Origin of the sequence: Erwinia sp. MMLR14_017 (genome assembly GCF_033657285.1) — a bacterium.
Classification (GTDB): Bacteria; Pseudomonadota; Gammaproteobacteria; order Enterobacterales; family Enterobacteriaceae; genus Erwinia.
The window spans coordinates 474027-492765 of sequence record NZ_JAWVWP010000001.1; the positions used below are offsets into that span (position 1 = coordinate 474027).

General features: G+C 55.7%; 17 protein-coding genes and 1 riboswitch. Of the genes, 8 read left to right on the forward strand and 9 right to left on the reverse strand.

The annotated features are described in order from the left end of the window. Positions 1 to 37: 37 nt before the first annotated feature. Positions 38 to 805 carry a DedA family protein gene (locus SD961_RS02245; RefSeq protein ID WP_318788929.1) on the forward strand — a complete coding sequence of 256 codons (768 nt, stop codon included), beginning with the start codon at positions 38 to 40 and terminating at the stop codon, positions 803 to 805. 88 nt (positions 806 to 893) lie between these two features. On the opposite strand, the gene thiQ is transcribed toward SD961_RS02245, so the two are convergent. From thiQ to sgrR, 4 genes are all read right to left on the reverse strand, one after another. Continuing rightward, the gene (gene thiQ / locus SD961_RS02250) at positions 894 to 1595 is read right to left on the reverse strand and encodes a thiamine ABC transporter ATP-binding protein ThiQ (protein WP_318788774.1); all 702 of its coding nucleotides are present in this window, start codon (positions 1593 to 1595) and stop codon (positions 894 to 896) included. After that, positions 1579 to 3189, reverse strand: a complete 1611-nt coding sequence (gene thiP / locus SD961_RS02255) for a thiamine/thiamine pyrophosphate ABC transporter permease ThiP (RefSeq protein WP_318788775.1) — start codon at positions 3187 to 3189, stop codon at positions 1579 to 1581. Before thiP ends, thiQ begins: the two co-directional genes overlap by 17 nt. After that, on the reverse strand, positions 3165 to 4148 hold the full coding sequence (thiB, locus tag SD961_RS02260) for a thiamine ABC transporter substrate binding subunit (RefSeq protein ID WP_318788776.1): 984 nt from the start codon (positions 4146 to 4148) through the stop codon (positions 3165 to 3167). Before thiB ends, thiP begins: the two co-directional genes overlap by 25 nt. A 41-nt stretch (positions 4149 to 4189) precedes the next feature. Further along, positions 4190 to 4296: riboswitch (TPP riboswitch) on the reverse strand. Positions 4297 to 4331: 35 nt separating this feature from the next. Next, the gene (gene sgrR, locus SD961_RS02265; protein WP_318788777.1) at positions 4332 to 5993 is read right to left on the reverse strand and encodes an HTH-type transcriptional regulator SgrR; all 1662 of its coding nucleotides are present in this window, start codon (positions 5991 to 5993) and stop codon (positions 4332 to 4334) included. Positions 5994 to 6245: 252 nt separating this feature from the next. On the opposite strand from sgrR, the gene SD961_RS02270 reads away from it, so the two are divergent. Continuing rightward, positions 6246 to 7424 (forward strand): MFS transporter, encoded by a 1179-nt coding sequence (locus SD961_RS02270; RefSeq protein WP_318788778.1) that lies wholly within the window; start codon positions 6246 to 6248, stop codon positions 7422 to 7424. A 45-nt stretch (positions 7425 to 7469) separates the two neighbouring features. Here SD961_RS02270 and leuD read toward each other — a convergent pair whose 3' ends face one another. The 5 genes from leuD to leuL form a co-directional block, all read right to left on the reverse strand. Next, entirely contained in the window at positions 7470 to 8075 is a 606-nt protein-coding gene (gene leuD, locus SD961_RS02275; protein WP_318788779.1) for a 3-isopropylmalate dehydratase small subunit, read from the reverse strand. A 9-nt stretch (positions 8076 to 8084) separates the two neighbouring features. Further along, positions 8085 to 9482 carry a 3-isopropylmalate dehydratase large subunit gene (gene leuC / locus SD961_RS02280; RefSeq protein ID WP_318788780.1) on the reverse strand — a complete coding sequence of 466 codons (1398 nt, stop codon included), beginning with the start codon at positions 9480 to 9482 and terminating at the stop codon, positions 8085 to 8087. 2 nt (positions 9483 to 9484) lie between these two features. Next, positions 9485 to 10573 (reverse strand): 3-isopropylmalate dehydrogenase, encoded by a 1089-nt coding sequence (gene leuB, locus SD961_RS02285; RefSeq protein WP_318788781.1) that lies wholly within the window; start codon positions 10571 to 10573, stop codon positions 9485 to 9487. A gap of 2 nt (positions 10574 to 10575) precedes the next feature. After that, complete coding sequence (leuA, locus tag SD961_RS02290; protein ID WP_318788782.1) at positions 10576 to 12144, reverse strand: 2-isopropylmalate synthase; 1569 nt, start codon at positions 12142 to 12144, stop codon at positions 10576 to 10578. A gap of 91 nt (positions 12145 to 12235) precedes the next feature. Continuing rightward, a complete protein-coding gene (gene leuL / locus SD961_RS21670) occupies positions 12236 to 12337 on the reverse strand; it encodes a leu operon leader peptide (RefSeq protein WP_412916638.1) in 102 nt (33 codons plus the stop codon). 711 nt (positions 12338 to 13048) lie between these two features. Here leuL and ilvI point away from each other — a divergent pair. The 6 genes from ilvI (at position 13049) to ftsL (ending at position 18736) form a co-directional block, all read left to right on the forward strand. Next, positions 13049 to 14773 carry an acetolactate synthase 3 large subunit gene (gene ilvI / locus SD961_RS02295; protein WP_318788783.1) on the forward strand — a complete coding sequence of 575 codons (1725 nt, stop codon included), beginning with the start codon at positions 13049 to 13051 and terminating at the stop codon, positions 14771 to 14773. A 2-nt stretch (positions 14774 to 14775) separates the two neighbouring features. Continuing rightward, complete coding sequence (ilvN, locus tag SD961_RS02300; protein WP_318788784.1) at positions 14776 to 15267, forward strand: acetolactate synthase small subunit; 492 nt, start codon at positions 14776 to 14778, stop codon at positions 15265 to 15267. A 192-nt stretch (positions 15268 to 15459) separates the two neighbouring features. Further along, positions 15460 to 16470 (forward strand): catabolite repressor/activator, encoded by a 1011-nt coding sequence (gene cra, locus SD961_RS02305; RefSeq protein WP_318788785.1) that lies wholly within the window; start codon positions 15460 to 15462, stop codon positions 16468 to 16470. Between the two features lie 546 nt (positions 16471 to 17016). Then, a complete protein-coding gene (mraZ, locus tag SD961_RS02310; protein WP_306208006.1) occupies positions 17017 to 17475 on the forward strand; it encodes a division/cell wall cluster transcriptional repressor MraZ in 459 nt (152 codons plus the stop codon). Between the two features lie 2 nt (positions 17476 to 17477). Continuing rightward, positions 17478 to 18419, forward strand: coding sequence for a 16S rRNA (cytosine(1402)-N(4))-methyltransferase RsmH (gene rsmH, locus SD961_RS02315; RefSeq protein ID WP_318788786.1), 942 nt, complete (start codon positions 17478 to 17480; stop codon positions 18417 to 18419). Further along, positions 18416 to 18736: a cell division protein FtsL gene (ftsL, locus tag SD961_RS02320; RefSeq protein ID WP_318788787.1), complete on the forward strand. Its 321-nt coding sequence runs from the start codon at positions 18416 to 18418 to the stop codon at positions 18734 to 18736. The genes rsmH and ftsL overlap by 4 nt, the downstream gene beginning before the upstream one ends. The last annotated feature ends 3 nt before the right edge of the window (positions 18737 to 18739 follow it).

The window sequence follows — 18739 nt, forward strand, 5'->3', positions numbered from 1 at the left end:
ACAATCCGACCTCAAACAAAAAGAGAAGATGGAAAGTATGGAAGCCTGGCTGGAACACTTAATCACGCAATCGCTGGCCTGGTCGCTGCTGGCCGTTGGGCTGATCACCTTTTTTGAATCGCTGGCGCTGGTGGGCCTGCTGCTGCCCGGCACCGTACTGATGGCCTCTTTTGGCGCCCTGATCGGTAGCGGGCAGATTGGCCTTTATCCCGCCTGGCTGGCAGGTACGGTCGGCTGTCTGGTGGGGGACTGGGTCTCCTATCTGATTGGCTGGCAGTTTAAGGGGCCGCTGCACCGCTGGTCCTTTATCAAAAAGCATCAGGGGCTGATGGATAAAACCGAACACGCGCTGCATCAGCACAGCATGTTTACCATTATTGTCGGTCGCTTTGTGGGGCCAACGCGCCCGCTGATCCCGCTGGTAGCGGGGATGCTGGAGCTGCCGGTGAAGAAGTTTATTCCGCCAAATATTATTGGCTGCATCCTGTGGCCGCCGCTCTATCTGTTGCCGGGCATTCTGGCTGGCGTGGCGATTGATGTGCCGAAAGGGGCCAGCAGCAGCCTGTTTAAATGGATGCTGCTGGCGGTAGCGCTGCTGGTGTGGCTGGGCGGCTGGCTTGGCTGGCGCTGGCTGCGGGCCAAAAAACAGCGTGACTGGGCTACGAGCTATCTGCCGGCAAGCCGTCTGCGCTGGCTGGCTCCGGTGATGATAGTGACAGCCCTTGCCAGCCTGGTCGCCCTGCAATTTCATCCGATGATGCCGATTTTCCGCCAGCTGTTGTGGCAGGTATTTATCGGGCGTTAATGGCGGCTGCGGGACTGCTGTTTTCGCCATGTATGAAACGGTCCAGCCCTTTGGTGTTTCGCTCTATGCTGCCGGGCAACGCACCTTTTCAGCGCAGGCTGATGCCCAACACTTCCGCTTCGGCAACTTCGCCTTTCTGCAGCGCTTCGGTGCTGCCGTCCCAGTAAACCCGTCCGTCAACAATCAGCACGCTGCGTGGCGCAATGCGCGCAGCATCTTCAATACTGTGCGATACCATCAACAGCGTGATTTGCCGCTCCCGGCACACTTCATCAACCAGATGCAGCATCTCCTTGCGCAGGGCTGGGTCCAGGGCGGAAAAAGGCTCGTCCAGCAGCAGTATCGGCTGCTGACGCACCAGGCAGCGAGCCAACGCAGCGCGCTGCCGCTGACCGCCAGAAAGCTGATCCGGCAGGCGCTGCAGACAGGTTTCCAGCCCAACGCGCTGAGCAATGTCCTGCAAAGTTTGCTTATGTGCCTGACTCAGCTTCAGGCCGGGGTGTAAGCCCAGGCCAATATTCTGCGCCACCGTCAGATGGGGAAACAGGTTGTTCTCCTGGAACAGCATAGAGACCGGACGACGGGCGGGCGGCGTACGGCTGTGATCTTCGCCATGCAACCGCAGTTCGCCGCTGTTGATCGGCAGAAAACCCGCTATCAGGCTGAGCAGCGTACTTTTCCCGGCACCGCTAGGCCCCAGGATCGCCACTCTTTCTCCAGCCTGCATCCTCAGGGAAAAACGCATCGGCAGATGATTGTAGAGATAAGTGAGATTAGTCAGCGTCAGCATGGCGTCCCGGCAGTTTTTCAATCAGGGTAAAGAGAAGGAAACAGAGCAGCAGCAAAAGCAGTGCGGTGACTGCGCCATCCTGGGTGCGATAGGAACCCATCTGCTGATAAAGGTAAAACGGCAGCGTGCGGAACCCCTCATTGCCGAACAGCGCAACCACGCCAAAATCCCCAATCGACAGCACGCAGGCAAACGCCAACGCCTGAGCGAGCGGGCGCTTCAGCGCTCTGGCTTCAATCAGCCTGAGACGGTTCCAGCCGCGAATATCCAGCGAAAGGCAGAGGCGGTTATAGCGTTCGGCAAGATCGCGCAGCGGATTATCCAGTACCTTCATGGCGTAGGGAATGGCCATCAGCGCATTGGTAAAGATCACGATGCCGTCAGCCGAGTCCGGCAGACCCACAGTGCTATTGAGCAGCAGAAAGAAGCCGGTAGCCAGCACGATACCCGGCATCGCCAGGATCAGCATACCGCTAAGCTCAAGGGCGTGGGCAGGCACGAGGCGCTGACGAAGCCTTAGCTCGCGACTGCTCCACAGCAGCATCATCGTGAGGATCACGCAGAGCAGGCCAGCCCCCAGCGCAATGCGTAAAGAGGTAAAAGTCGCCTGCCAGAGCGCGGGCTGCGTTAACACCGTGGCGACTCCCTGATTCACGCCGTCAGCAATCACCGCGAGCAGGGGAGGAAGCAGTAAAATCAGCGCACAGGCAATAATCAGAGCATCCCAGATTTTTGCAGGCAAGCTGTCTTCAGGATTTCGCCAGCCGCTAAGGCTGGCGGCGCCCGAAGGCAGCGCTTTACTCAGCCACTGGCTCAGCATCACCAGGCCCAGACAGCAAATCATCTGGATCAGCGCCAGCAGCGCGGCCCGACCAGGATCGTAATCAAAATTCAGCGCCTGGAAGATAGCCAGCTCAATGGTGGTGGCCTGGGGGCCGCCGCCCAGCGACAGCACGGTAGCAAAACTGGCAAAGCAAAGCATAAAGACCAGCACGCTCGCAGGCAGGATCTGCCGCCGCAGCCAGGGCCACTCCACCACGCTGAAATGGTTCCAGCCCCGCAGGCCTAACTGCGCAGCCAGCTGACGCTGCCCGGCAGGGATCTGCTCCAGCGCCTGCAAAAGCAGACGGGTAGCCAGAGGCAGATTAAAGAAGATATGCGCCAGCAGAATGCCCTGCAGGCCGTAAGGGGTAAAAGTGTACGGGATGCCCAGTAGTGAGCAGAGATCCGCCAGCCAGCCGGTACGTCCGTAGACGCTGAGAAGACCAAAGACGGCCACCAGCACCGGCAGCACCAGCGTCATTGCGCAAAGCCGCAGCAGCGTCTCTCTGCCGGGAAAGCGTCGACGATAAAGCGCGCGGGCAAGAGGGATGGCAGGCCCAACCGCCAGCATGGCGGAAAGCAAAGCCTGCCAGAAAGAGAAACGCAGCACGTGCCAGAGATAGTCATCCTGCCAGAGTGCACCCGGATCGATTTCCGGCGCGCTACCCCAGAGCGCAGCAAAGGCCAGCAGGGCCACAGCAACCAGCAGCGAGGCTGCCAGCGTGCCGGGCACCAGCCAGTCGGCGATCAGCGGCTGACGGCGCGTTGCCATGCATTAATCCATTGGCTGCGCTGGCTGGCGACTTCTTGCGGCGTGTACTGTAGCGAAATGGCGGGCACAGTTAACGTATCAAACCCGGCAGGCAGCGTACTTTTGACCACAGGATACATCCAGTTGCCGGTTGGAATGCTCTGCTGGAACGGCTTTTCCAGCATAAATTTCATAAACTTCTGCGCCAGTTCAGGCTGTCTGCTGGCCTTGAGCTGTCCGGCTACTTCTACCTGCAGGTAGTGCCCTTCACTGAAGTCAGCGGCCGCATACTGCGCTTTTTTCTCTTCAATCAGATGATAAGCCGGAGAAGTGGTGTAGCTCAGCACCATATCACCTTCCCCTTTGAGGAACAGGCCGTAAGCCTCGCTCCACCCTTTGGTCACGGTGACCGTTTTCTTCGCCAGCTTCTGCCAGGCTTCCGGCGTCTGGTCGCCAAATACTTTCTGCATCCACAGCAGCAGCCCCAGGCCAGGCGTACTGGTGCGGGGATCTTCATAAATCACCTTGATCGGGCGATCGGTTTCGATCAGCTCCTTCAGGCTTTTGGGCGGGTTTTGCAGTTTAGTTTTGTCATAGACGAAGGCGAACCAGCCATAGTCGTAAGGCACGAAGGTTTTATCATGCCAGCCGCCAGGCAGGGTTGTCTGGCTGGTATCCACCTGGCTTTGCGTAAACAGGCCGGTTTTCTCTGCGGCATCCAGCAGATTATTATCCAGACCCAGCACCACATCCGCTTTACTCTTCTTTCCTTCCATCCGCAGACGGTTCAGCAGCGAAACGCCATCTTCCAGCGCAACATATTTCAGTTCGCAGCCGCAGTTGGCTTCAAAGGCTTTTTTAATGGCGGGGCCAGGACCCCAGTCGGCAGAGAAGGAGTCGTAGGTATAGACGGTTAAAACGGGTTTCGCCGCGAAAACTGGGGCGCTGAGCAGCAGCAGAGGCAGTACTTTTTTTAACACTTTGCGTTCCTTAAAGGTGAGAGGTCGCAAAGGATCTGAGTGGGTAACACACTCTCAAATCCCTACGCCGGCATTATCCGGATCAGGTTCGACGGGTCTGTCTCAGCATTGGCGATGAAACACCGCAAACGCACCCCGTTGAGAACGGTTCATTCTAGTGATTTCCCGGCTTTAGCGAAAGCCTCATGATTCCGGCGGCGCAAACCAGGCAGATTTAAAGTCAAACCAGCCGAGGGTATTCATCCTGACGCCGCGCATGCTGCGCTGGCCTTCCAGCAGCAGCCAGTGGTGGAACAGCGGATGCAGGGTCCAGGTGTTGATAAGCTGCTGACTCCACTCCGCCAGCGGCAGTTTGTGCTCCCGCCAGCGCCTGGCATCCTGCTGCCAGTCCAGCGTCACGCAGTGATGAACCAGCGGAATTTCATACAGCAGCGCAAACAGGGAAAACTCCAGCGGCAGCGTGAAGTTGGCGCTGCCAAGCCAGATATCGCTTTCCGCTTCGCCACGGTGCCAGCGATCATAATCTACCTGCCGGGCTATCAGCTCCACGCCCTGTTCCGCCAGCAGGGGACGCAGCGCATTGGCGATGCCCTGATGCTCAACGTGGTCGTTATACCAGGTCAGGGTCAGCGTGGTCAGTCCGGCGGGTTTAGCAGGAGTATTCACCTCCCGACGATGATGCCAGCGCGGCAGCAGTCCCCAGGCAGGAAACCAGTAGCGCTGGTAGCCCGGCCCCGCCTGGTTCAGCAGGGCAATAGGGTTGAAGAGCATGCTGACCCAGCGTCGCACCTCTTCATCCCGGCCCAGGGAAGAGCGCTGGTCAAACAGCAAAAAATAGCACCCTTCCTCCAGGCGGCTCTCTTCCGATTTCTCCTCCAGGCTGCTGCCTTCCAGCTTCACGCCGGAATAGACCAGCTCTTCACTGATTTCCGGTAAGACCCAGATATTGACCTCATCGATTAGCGCGCGGAAGCCGAAATAGTCATCAAAAGCCTGGATCCTGAGCTGGGAAGGCTGATTGCGTACCACGGCATAGGGACCTGTTCCGATCGGCTGCCGGGCGAAATCTGGCAGGGATTGCCACTCTCGCGGCAGGATCATAGCGCTGACGCTACCCAGCAGCCAGGGCAGCCAGTTGTCGGGCTGATGCAGGGTGATATCCAGCGTCCAGGGCGCTGAAGAGGTGATGGTATCGAAATGAGAAAACAGCGGCTGGGGTTTTAAACGCTCAAGCGTGGCGATGATATCGTCCGTTTCCAGTTCACGGCCATGATGAAAATGGATAGCGGGGCGCAGGTAAAAGCGCCAGTGCAGCGGTGTGATCTGCTGCCAGTGGTGGGCGATATCGGGTTCGATTTCCCCATTTTCCTCGTTTATTCGCGTCAGGCTGCTGAAAATCTGCCGGGCCAGGTGCGTTTCCGAGCGCCGTAACGGCGTACCGGGTGCCAGATTCAGCAGCGACCGATAATAGAGCACGCGGAGGATATGCTTTCCCTGACGAAAACTGCGGCCAAGATGTGAGAGCAGCATGCTTCTGACCGCTTTTTTATCGCCAACCAGCGGTACCAGCTGGTCGATAAGATCGTTTTCCAGCAGCACCTCAGCCCGCTGCTGCTGCAGAGCCAGGCCGGTCCAGAGAAAGTGGAGCGTTGAACGCTTGCCACGGCCCGCTACGGCGTGCCACGTCAGCCAGCCTTCCGCCTGCATGGCGTTGAGAAGGTTACGCATATGCCGCCGCGAACAGCTCATCCGGAGAGCGAGATCGTTGAGCGTTGTCTCCTGAGACTCACCCTCGCAGCATTGCCAGAGCCGGATAAACTGTTGTTGCAGACGGGCAGAAGACATAAAAGGGGAACCTTTGGCAAAATTCAGTCTGTTTTTCTTGCCCTATATTAAGATCATACTGGCTGAAGATGAAAGAGCGGGAGGCATTCCCCGGAATGGCGCTCTGACATTGACTTATTATTCTGAGTAAGGTGCAGTTTCACCTGCCAGCCGTGGTTACCCCGGCTGGCTTTTTTCATGGGTTCATGTTTTCTTCTATGCTTGCTGTTTGTCGCTCAGCTGGGGCGACTTAATCTTCTTGAAGGACCAGGCATGAAATTGCTGCTTACGCGTCGCCGTCGTATTAATCCTGTGTATCTGGCTTTTATGGCCGTCTCGTTTATGGTCGGGGTGGCGGGTGCGCTGCAGGCACCCACCCTGAGCCTGTTCCTCACCCGTGAGGTTGCGGTGCGGCCGTTCTGGGTCGGGCTGTTCTACACCGTGAATGCGATAGCGGGAATTGCGGTGAGCATTCTGCTGGCGAAGCGGTCAGACAACCGTGGCGATCGCCGTATGCTGATCCTGTTTTGCTGCGTGATGGCGATAGGCAATGCGCTGCTGTTTGCCTTCAGCCGGGATTATCTGACGCTGATCACTTTCGGCGTGCTGCTCTCTGCGCTGGCCAGCGTGTCGATGCCACAAATTTTTGCGCTGGCGCGTGAGTATGCCGACAGCTCCGCAAGGGAAGTGGTGATGTTCAGCTCGGTGATGCGTGCGCAGCTGTCGCTGGCCTGGGTTATTGGCCCGCCGCTCTCCTTTGCGCTGGCGCTCAATTACGGCTTTACCACCATGTTTGTGATCGCCGCAGGCCTGTTTGTGGTCTGTATCGCGCTAATCTGGTTTGCGCTGCCTTCGGTGCCTCGCGTGGAACAGCCGCCGGAAGTGGTGATAACGCAAATCAGCGCGTGGAAGAACAGAGATGTGCGGCTGTTGTTTCTGGCCTCGCTGCTGATGTGGACCTGCAACACCATGTATATCATCGATATGCCTCTCTATATCAGCAGCGTGCTGGGCATGCCTGATCGGCTGGCGGGCTTGCTGATGGGCGTAGCGGCGGGGCTGGAAATTCCCGCCATGCTGCTGGCTGGTCACTATGTAAAACGCTTTGGCAAACGAAATATGATGCTGTTTGCCGTGGCGGCTGGCGCGCTATTTTATCTGGGCCTCGTGCTGTTCCAGTCGCGTGCTGCGCTGATGGCTTTGCAGATTTTCAACGCAATCTTTATTGGCATTGTGGCCGGGATCGGCATGCTCTATTTTCAGGATTTGATGCCGGGCAGGCCAGGAGCAGCAACCACGCTGTTTACCAACAGCATTTCAACTGGCGTGATCCTCGCCGGTCTGTTGCAGGGCGCGCTGGCGGAGACGTTTGGGCACTATTCGGTCTACTGGGCGGCGCTGTTGCTTGCACTGGGGGCGCTGGCGATGTCGGCGAAGGTTAAGGATGTTTAAGGAGTGGCTGATTCTTTCTCAGTCACCCCTCATTCGCGCCCCGATTTAGCGTAAAAAAGCGGGTTGTGTCTGCTCGTACGCCGTAATATCAGCATCATGCTGTAGCGTCAGGCCGATGTTATCCAGCCCGTTGATCAGGCAGTGGCGGCGGAAGGGATCTGTGGTGAAGGGATAATGCTTTTCACCTGCAATCACCTCCTGCTGTTCAAGATCAACGGTAATCCTAACGCCGGGCTGACGGGCGACCAGCTGAAACAGCTCTTCAACCTCTTCTTCGCTTAATGTCACCAGCAACAGCTGATTGTTAAACGAATTATTGGCGAAGATATCGGCAAAATCGCTGCCGATAATCGCCTGAATACCATAATCCGTCAGCGCCCAGGGCGCATGCTCACGGGAGGAGCCGCAGCCGAAGTTTTCACGGGTCAGCATGATGCTGGCGCCCTGAAAGGCTGGTTTGTTCAGGACGAAATCGGGATTAGGGATCTGGCCTTCGGCATCGCTGTAGCGCCAGTCGTAAAACAGATTGCGGCCAAAACCGGTACGGGTCACCATCTGCAAAAATTGCTTCGGGATAATCGCATCGGTATCGACGTTTGCCGCATCCATCGGCACCGCAATGCCGGTATGTCGGGTAAATTTCTTTGCCATAGGGCTTCCTTAGCGTAACTCGCGAATATCAGCGAAGTGGCCGGCGACCGCAGCAGCGGCAGCCATTGCCGGGCTCAGTAAATGCGTCCGTCCACCACGGCCCTGGCGACCCTCGAAGTTACGGTTGCTGGTAGAGGCGCAGCGCTCTCCCGGGTTCAGCCGGTCGTTATTCATCGCCAGACACATTGAGCAGCCGGGCAGGCGCCATTCAAATCCCGCGTCGAGGAAGATTTTATCCAGACCCTCAGCTTCCGCCTGCGCTTTCACCGGCCCTGAGCCGGGTACAACATAAGCCTGAACGCCTGCCGCAACTTTGTGGCCTTTCACTACCAGCGCGGCGGCGCGCAGATCCTCAATGCGTGAATTGGTACAGGACCCTATAAAGACTTTATCGATCCTGACGTCGGTCATTTTGATGCCCGGCTTGAGATCCATATAGGCCAGCGCTTTTTCAGCAGAAGCACGCTCAACCGGATCCTGGAAAGAAGCGGGGTCGGGGATAAGCTCATCGACGGCGATAACCTGACCCGGGTTGGTTCCCCAGGTCACCTGCGGGGCGATATCGGCGGCATCCAGCGTCACCACTTTATCAAAGCGCGCGTCGCTGTCGGTTTTCAGCGTGCGCCAGTAGGCCACGGCTTCATCCCACTCCGCGCCTGTTGGCGCAAACTGGCGACCTTTCACATAGTTGAAGGTGGTTTCATCGGGCGCAACCAGTCCCGCTTTTGCGCCCAGCTCAATCGCCATATTGCACAACGTCATGCGGCCTTCCATGCTAAGCGCCTCCACCGCCGGGCCGCAGAACTCCACTACGTGCCCGTTGCCGCCGCCGCTGCCGGTTTTGCCGATAATGGCCAGCGCAATATCTTTGGCCGTGATGCCCGGCGCCGTTTGCCCAACCACTTCTATTTTCATGGTCTTCGCGCGGGACTGCTTCAGCGTCTGCGTCGCCAGCACGTGCTCGACTTCCGAAGTGCCGATCCCAAAGGCCAGCGCACCGAAAGCGCCATGCGTGGAAGTATGGGAATCGCCACAAACGATGGTCATACCCGGCAGTGACAGGCCCTGTTCTGGGCCAATGACGTGCACAATGCCCTGGAAAGGGTGCTTGAGGTCATAGAGCCGCACGCCAAACTCTTCACAGTTTTTGATCAGCATCGACATCTGAATGCGCGCCATCTCGCCGCTGGCATTGATATCCCGCGTCTGCGTGGAGACGTTGTGATCCATTGTCGCAAAAGTTTTGCCGGGCTGACGCACCGGGCGATTATGTGCACGCAGGCCGTCAAAAGCCTGCGCCGAGGTCACTTCATGCACCAGGTGCCTGTCGATATAGAGCAGCGGCGTCTCACCGGGCGCCTCTGCCACCGCATGGGCATCAAACAGCTTCTCGTATAATGTTTTCATAGTCAGGCTTCGCGAATAAATCGGGCGATAATCGAACCCATTTCCCCGGTGCTGACCGAGGCGCCGCCACCGGCTAAATCTCCGGTGCGGTGGCCTTCCGCCAGCGCACGGCTGATGGCGTGTTCAATGGCATCGGCGGCCTCAGCGGCATTCAGGCTGAAGCGCAGCAGCAGCGCCAGCGACAGGATCTGGGCAATCGGGTTGGCGATATCTTTCCCGGCGATGTCCGGGGCTGAGCCGCCTGCAGGCTCAAACAGGCCAAAGCCCTGCTCGTTCAGGCTGGCAGAAGGCAGCATGCCCATTGAACCGGTGATCATCGCACACTCATCGGAAAGGATGTCGCCAAACAGGTTAGAACAGAGCATCACGTCAAACTGTGAAGGCTCTTTGATCAGCTGCATGGTGGCGTTATCAATGTACATGTGGCTCAGCTCAACGTCCGGATAATCCTTCGCCACTTCATTCACAATCTGACGCCACAGAATTGAAGACTGCAGCACGTTAGCTTTGTCGATTGAGGTTACTTTGTTGCGGCGTTTACGCGCGGATTCAAAAGCGATACGGGCAATGCGCTCAATCTCAAAACGGTGATAGACCTCGGTATCAAAGGCGCGTTCGTGCGGACCGCTGCCTTCACGGCCTTTCGGCTGGCCGAAATAGATACCGCCGGTAAGTTCACGCACCACCAGGATATCAAACCCTTTAGCCGCGATATCCGCACGCAGCGGGCAGTAAGCTTCCAGACCCTGATGCAGGCTGGCCGGACGCAGATTGCTGAACAGCTTGAAATGCTTACGCAGCGGCAGCAGGGCGCCTCGTTCAGGCTGCTCAGCAGGCGGCAGGTGTTCCCACTTCGGGCCGCCTACAGAGCCAAACAGGATCGCATCGGCCTGTTCACAGCCAGCCACCGTTGCGGGCGGCAGCGGCTCGCCGTGGCGGTCAATCGCGATGCCGCCCACATCATATTCGCTGGTGGTGATGCGCATGTTGAAGCGCTCACGTACCGCATCCAGCACTTTGCTGGCCTGAGCCATCACTTCCGGGCCGATACCGTCGCCCGGCAGCACTGCAATATGGTAAGTCCCTGACATGATTACACCGCTTCCTTTTGATCGTTGGTTTGTGCTTTGCGCTGCAGCTCCTGCTCGACCTGGCGAGCACGCCAGATGTTATTCAGGGCATTAATCATCGCTTTGGCGGAGGATTCCACGATATCCGTAGCTAAACCAACACCGTGGAATTTGCGGCCATTGTATTTCACTACAATATCAACCTGACCCAGCGCATCTTTGCCCTGGCCTTTAGCCGTGAGCTGGTAGGAAACCAGTTCCGCGTCAAATTCCGTAATACGATTCACCGCCTGGTAAACCGCATCGACCGGGCCGTTGCCGGTAGCCGCTTCCGACTTCACCTCATCACCGCAGGCCAGTTTTACCGAGGCCGTAGCCATCACGCTTGAGCCAGACTGCACGCTGAAGTAATCCAGGCGGAAATATTCCGGTTCTTCGTTCTGCTTGTTGATAAACGCCAGCGCTTCCAGGTCGTAGTCAAAGACCTGGCCTTTTTTGTCAGCCAGCTTCAGGAACGCGTCATACAGGTTGTCCAGGTTGTAATCATTCTCCTGGTAGCCCATCTCATCCATGCGGTGTTTCACTGCGGCGCGTCCAGAGCGTGAAGTCAGATTCAGCTGGATTTTGTTCAGGCCGATCGATTCCGGCGTCATGATTTCGTAGTTTTCGCGGTTTTTCAGTACACCATCCTGGTGGATACCCGAGGAGTGGGCGAAAGCGCCGGTGCCGACTACAGCTTTATTGGCCGGAACAGGCATATTACAAATCTGGCTGATCAGCTGGCTGGTGCGATAGATCTCATGGTGATTGATGCGGGTTTGCAGGTTCATCAACTGGCTGCGGGTTTTAATCGCCATGATCACCTCTTCCAGCGCACAGTTACCGGCCCGCTCGCCCAGTCCGTTGATCGTGCCTTCCACCTGACGCGCGCCAGCCTGAATGGCTGCGACGGCATTGCCGGTTGCCATACCTAAATCGTCATGGGTATGCACGGACAGAATAGCTTTATCGATGTTAGGTACACGGTTGCGCAACTGGGTGAAGATGTTGCTGTACTCTTCCGGCAGGGTGTAACCCACAGTATCAGGGATGTTGATGGTGGTAGCGCCGGCATTAATAGCGGCTTCCACTACGCGGCACAGGTCATCAATCGGCGTACGGCCGCCATCTTCGCAGGAGAACTCTACGTCGTTGGTATAGTTGCGGGCGCGTTTCACCATGGTCACGGCGCGCTCAATCACTTCCGGCAGGGTGCTGCGCAGCTTGGTTGCGATATGCATCGGCGAGGTCGCCAGGAAAGTGTGGATGCGGTAAGCCTCGGCAACGCGCAGAGCTTCATAGGCCGCATCAATGTCTTTCTCTACGCAGCGGGCCAGGGCACAAACACGACTGTTTTTTACCTGACGGGCAATGGTCTGCACCGATTCAAAATCGCCAGGCGAAGAGATCGGGAAGCCCACTTCCATTACGTCAACGCCCATACGTTCCAGCGCCAGCGCTATTTGCAGTTTCTCTTTCACACTCAGGCTGGCCTGTAAGGCCTGTTCGCCATCACGCAGCGTGGTATCGAAAATAATAACTTGTTGGCTCATATGCATATTCCTTGTCGTGTTTGCCTCGCCGTAAAACGAGCATAAAAAAACCCGCGCATTGGCGCGGGTTCTTTAGTTTTGCAAGCCTGAATCAGTGATTCATTTCTTCGCCCACAAGTCTACCGCGCAATGAAGATGCGTTTAGTAGTAGACCGAGTAGGCGAACGGTACGAATCATTGAATCAGACCTCATTAATTTGCTGTTCCCTTATTGATACTTGATTTGCGGGGGTGATGTCAACCTGAGCAGTAAGGTTAAAATCGTTCAGCTTGTAAGGGGGCGGGAAAATTATTCTGGCGCTGCGGCTAAAGGCAGAACAAAAAGGAAGGGAGACAGGCAGCGCTTTTATCGGCAGCGCTTTGAAGAGGTGGGGAAGGGAGTCGAATCCATAAGAATAACCTTTTAATCAATGGGTTGCACAGGAAAAGCTTATAGTTAAACCCAGGGGATAATCACCGTGCGTTCAGATAATTGTTTTTTAAAAATTATTCATGCCAGCAGATAAAACTAAATAAGCGGCGATGTTTGAACAGGTAAACTTGAATTAGCGCGCTGGCCGCTGTAATAACAAAACGATCGCACTGCAAAAGAATTCGTTACCAGAAGAAACCCCTTTTCTTTCGCCCTTTGTTCAGTGTAATTGTCGACAACTCCCGCTAAGCAGTAGTGCCTTGCGATGAAGATATTCAGTAAAAGCGGAGGTCAGGCGTTTGCCTGCTAACTTTTCTACGGTTATGGTATTTCATCAACGCATAAAAATAGCCAGGGATTCACCCTGTACCTGGGCGCTGGAAATGATTTCCAGCGTCTTTGCATAAACACAGGTTTTGACCTTATTCGCCCTCGTTCTCAATTTTCCGGGGCTGAGCGGATAAATCACCACCTTAAAGCCTGGAGGCAAAAATGGAGATGTTGTCAGGAGCCGAGATGGTCGTCCGATCGTTGATCGATCAGGGCGTTAAGCATGTATTCGGCTACCCCGGCGGGGCAGTACTTGATATCTATGATGCGCTGCAAACCGTAGGCGGAATTGATCATGTGCTGGTCCGTCACGAGCAGGGCGCAGTGCATATGGCGGACGGCTATGCCCGTTCTACCGGCGACGTTGGGGTGGTGCTGGTCACCTCCGGTCCGGGAGCGACCAATGCCATTACCGGTATCGCTACCGCTTACATGGACTCTATCCCGCTGGTGGTGCTCTCCGGGCAGGTTCCCTCTTCATTAATTGGTTATGACGCCTTCCAGGAGTGCGATATGGTCGGCATCTCCCGGCCGGTGGTGAAGCACAGTTTTATGGTGAAGCAGGTGGAAGAGATCCCAACCATTATAAAGAAAGCGTTCTGGCTGGCCGCCAGCGGACGCCCGGGGCCGGTCGTTATCGATCTGCCGAAAGATATGATGAGTCCGGCGAATAAACTCCCTTACGCCTGGCCAGATGAAGTAAGCATGCGCTCATATAACCCCACCACTCAGGGGCATAAAGGCCAGATCAAGCGCGCTTTACAAACGCTTCTGGCTGCAAAGAAACCGGTTATCTACGCCGGTGGCGGCGTGGTGAATGCGGAGTGTCACGGCGAACTGCGTCAGATAGCGGAAACATTGAATCTGCCCGTGGCCTGTTCACTGATGGGGCTTGGCGCTTTCCCGGGTACCCATCGCCAGTGCGTGGGCATGCTGGGAATGCATGGAACCTATGAAGCCAACATGACCATGCATAACGCCGACGTGATTTTTGCCGTGGGCGTGCGTTTTGACGATCGTACCACCAATAATTTAGCCAAATATTGCCCCAACGCTACCGTGCTGCATATCGATATCGACCCTACTTCTATCTCCAAAACGGTGGCGGCAGATGTGCCGATCGTCGGGGATGCGAAACAGGTTCTGACGCAGATGATTGAGCTGTTAGGGCAGAGCGATAAAGAGCAGGATTTCGACAGCCTGCGTGACTGGTGGCAAAGCATCGACCAGTGGCGTTCGCGTCACTGCCTGGAGTTCGATCGCGAGAGCGGGAAAATCAAGCCTCAGGCAGTCATTGAAACTATCTGGCGGCTGACCAAAGGCGAGGCGTACGTGACGTCGGATGTGGGCCAGCATCAGATGTTCGCCGCGCTCTATTATCCGTTTGATAAGCCACGTCGGTGGATCAACTCAGGCGGCCTGGGCACGATGGGCTTTGGCCTGCCTGCTGCGCTGGGCGTGAAGCTGGCGCTGCCTGAAGAGACCGTGGTCTGTGTGACCGGTGACGGCAGTATCCAGATGAACATTCAGGAGCTGTCTACGGCGCTGCAGTACGGCCTGCCGGTTCTGGTGCTGAGCCTTAACAACCGCTTCCTGGGCATGGTGAAACAGTGGCAGGATATGATCTATTCAGGCCGTCACTCTCAGTCTTATATGGAGTCGCTGCCCGATTTTGTGAAGCTTGCGGAAGCCTACGGCCATGTTGGGATTGGCATCTCTCATCCCGAAGAGCTAGAGGCGAAACTGACGCAGGCGCTGGAAGAGTTGGGCAAAGGGCGACTGGTCTTTGTGGACGTCAATGTCGACGGGACTGAACATGTTTACCCGATGCAGATCCGTGGCGGCGGAATGGACGAAATGTGGCTTAGCAAAACGGAGAGGACTTAATTATGCGTCGTGTTTTATCAGTACTGCTGGAAAACGAATCCGGCGCATTGTCCCGTGTAGTGGGGCTATTCTCTCAGCGTGGCTACAACATTGAGAGCCTGACCGTGGCCCCCACTGACGATCCCACGCTCTCGCGCATGACTATCCAGACTGTAGGCGATGCGAAAGTGCTGGAGCAGATCGAAAAGCAGCTGCACAAGCTGGTGGACGTGCTGCGCGTTACCGAACTTGGCCAGGGCGCTTTTGTGGAGCGCGAAGTCATGCTGGTGAAGATCCAGGCTACGGGTTATGGCCGTGAAGAGGTGAAACGCAGCGCCGAAATCTTCCGCGGGCAAATCGTTGATGTCACCCCTTCGCTTTATACGGTTCAGCTTGCCGGTACCAGCGACAAGCTGGATGCGTTTCTTAACACCGTGCGTGAGGTGGCGGAAATTGTCGAAGTTGCCCGTTCCGGCATCGTTGGCGTTTCCCGCGGCGACCGTATCATGCGGTAAGAGCGGCCACGGCAACGCTTTTTTTCTGCTAACCCAGCGTAATGCTGGGTTTTTTATTTTTGTCTGAAAGCTGTCGCAGAAGTAAAAGCGGTTGCTCACTAAACTATTCTGCTGTTAGATGTAACAAATGTCTTATCCATAGCCGCGACGCGGCTATTTTCTGCGCCATTCTGGCGTAAGCGTGAGGATATTGTGAAACTGGATGAAATTGCGCGCCTGGCCGGTGTGTCGCGCACGACGGCCAGCTATGTTATCAATGGCAAAGCCAAGCAGTATCGTGTCAGCGACAAAACTGTCGAGAAAGTTATGGCGGTGGTGCGAGAGCATAATTACCATCCCAATGCGGTGGCGGCAGGCCTTCGTGCAGGACGGACCCGTTCAATAGGACTGGTTATTCCCGATTTGGAGAATACCAGCTATACGCGTATCGCGAACTATCTGGAACGCCAGGCTCGCCAGCGTGGTTATCAGTTGCTGATTGCCTGCTCTGAAGATCAGCCTGACAACGAAATGCGCTGCGTAGAGCATCTGCTTCAGCGGCAGGTGGATGCCATTATTGTCTCGACCTCTTTACCGCCTGAACACCCTTTCTATCAGCGCTGGGTTAACGATCCCTTACCGATTGTCGCGCTGGACCGTGCGCTGGATCGTGAACACTTTACCAGTGTGGTTGGCGCCGATCAGGATGATGCCGAGATGCTGGCTGCTGAATTGCGTAAGCAGCCGGTAAATTCCGTTCTGTTTATGGGCGCATTACCGGAGCTTTCTGTCAGTTTTCTGCGCGAGATGGGCTTTCGGGATGCGTGGAAAGGGGATGAGCGAACCATCGACTATATCTACGCTAATAGCTTTGAACGGACAGCCGCCGCTGCGCTGTTTGAAAAATGGCTGGAAACCCATGAGATGCCCGATGCGCTCTTTACCACCTCTTTTGGTCTGCTCCAGGGCGTAATGGACGTCACGCTTAAGCGTGAAGGGCGTCTGCCCAGCGATTTAGCCATCGCCACCTTTGGCGATCACGAGCTGCTGGATTTCCTCGACTGTCCTGTTCTTGCGGTAGGCCAGCGTCACCGGGACGTAGCTGAACGGGTGCTGGAATTGGTGCTGGCAAGCCTGGATGAACCGCGTAAACCCAAACCCGGATTAACGAGAATTCGCCGTAATCTTTATCGCCGTGGGCGGTTGAGCCGTAAGGTTAGTTAACATTTCGACATAAAAAGGCAGCCCGCTGCCTTTTTTTCATTTTCAATTAACTTCCCGCCAGCGATGAAATTTTTCCTTTGAAAGTTTTTGTACTTTTCATTCTCACTTTTTCACGTAAATAAAAGTAAAGGCAACAAGGCTGCCGGATTGTCTTTATCTAAATTTGTTCAATTATTAAAAATTCAGGACAATCAGTGCGGCTCAAGCGCAGGCGCGGCGTGAAGAGGGTAGGATTACCTTAGGAAATACCCTAAAATGCCCCTCACGTCGCAGCATTACAGGCTCAGGCTTAAAATTGCAGCGGTGGTATATTTTTGAACAAACTCATTTTTGCGCAAAAATTCCTGCCACTATTCATTAGTTTATTTTTGAATTCTTTACAAAATCCCATTCTTTTTAACTCCTTCCTCATTTTAACGGCTAAAGAAATAATTCTCTTTGCAGTAGCTGGCGGCTTGACAATGATTTCCTCCGCTCCGTAAACTCCCTCGGTGGGAATTTGTGGTGTAAAGTGGTGAACAGGGGAAATCGGAGGGTGAGACTGGCATGTTCCGTGGGGCAACGTTAGTCAATCTCGACAGTAAGGGACGGCTCGCCGTTCCAACGCGTTATCGCGAAACGCTGATCGGGGAATCACAGGGGCAAATGGTCTGTACCATTGACCTTCACCAGCCATGCCTGCTGCTTTATACCCTGCCCGAATGGGAAATTATTGAACGTAAACTGGCTCGCTTATCGAGCATGAATCCCGCAGAGCGCCGTGTTCAGCGCCTGTTACTGGGACATGCCAGCGAATGTCAGATGGATAATGCAGGGCGCCTGCTGGTAGCCACCACGCTACGCCAGCATGCGAACCTGACCAAAGAAGTGATGCTGGTTGGGCAGTTCAATAAATTTGAGCTGTGGGATGAACAGACCTGGTATCAACAAGTCAGGGAGGATATTGACGCAGAGCAGTCGACTCAGGACCCGCTTTCTGAGCGCTTGCAGGATTTGTCATTATAGCTATGCAGGAAAATTTCAAACATACCACGGTGCTGTTAGATGAGGCGGTCAACGGCCTCAACATCAAGTCTGACGGCATCTATCTCGATGGCACCTTTGGCCGGGGTGGACATTCGCGCCTGATCCTCTCACAACTGGGAGAGCAGGGCCGTCTTTATGCTATTGACCGTGACCCACAGGCTATTGCCGCCGCCGCAGAGATTTCAGATCCACGCTTTACTATTATTCATGGCCCGTTTTCTGCGCTGGCAGAGTATGCTGAGGAGCGGGGATTGACCGGCAAGATCGACGGTATTTTGCTGGATCTTGGTGTCTCTTCGCCACAGCTTGACGATGCCGAGCGTGGCTTTTCCTTTATGCGCGACGGCCCGCTGGATATGCGCATGGACCCGACCAAAGGCCTCTCTGCCGCACAGTGGCTTCTGCAGGCGGAAGAGAGCGATATTGCCTTTGTATTGAAGACGTTCGGTGAAGAACGCTTTGCCAAACGTATCGCCCGCGCCATCGTTGAGCGCAATCGCGAACAGCCAATGACCCGGACAAAAGAGCTTGCCGATGTGATTTACGTCGCAACACCGGTGAAAGACAAGTTCAAGCATCCAGCTACGCGCAGTTTTCAGGCGATCCGTATCTGGGTGAACAGCGAGCTGGAAGAGATTGAAAAAGCGCTGAAAGGATCGCTTGCCGCGCTGGCACCCGCGGGGCGCCTGTCGGTGATCAGCTTCCATTCGCTGGAAGATCGTATCGTAAAGCGCTTTATGCGTGAGCAGAGCCGCGGTCCGCAGATCCCCGCCGGGATCCCGATGACAGAAGCGCAACTGAGCAAGCTGGGCGGCCGTCATCTCAAGGCGCTGGGCAAAATGATGCCTGGTGAAAGGGAAGTGGCGGAAAACCCGAGAGCCCGCAGCTCGGTTCTGCGTATCGCTGAACGGACGGCGTCATGATTGGTAACGAGCGGCACAGCCTGCCGGGCGTTATCGGCGGCGATATTCTTCGTCACGGTAAAATCCCCATTATCCTGGCCGTAGCCGTGCTGGTTTCCGCGGTTCTGGTGGTAACCACGGCGCATAAAACGCGCCTGCTGACCGCTCAGCGCGAACAGTTAGTGCTGGAAAGGGATGCGCTCGATATTGAGTGGCGCAACCTGATTCTGGAAGAGAATGCCCTCGGCGATCACAGCCGTGTGGAGAGGACGGCAACGGAAAAACTGCAAATGCAGCACGTCGATCCCTCGCAGGAAAACATTGTGGTACAACCATAAGGG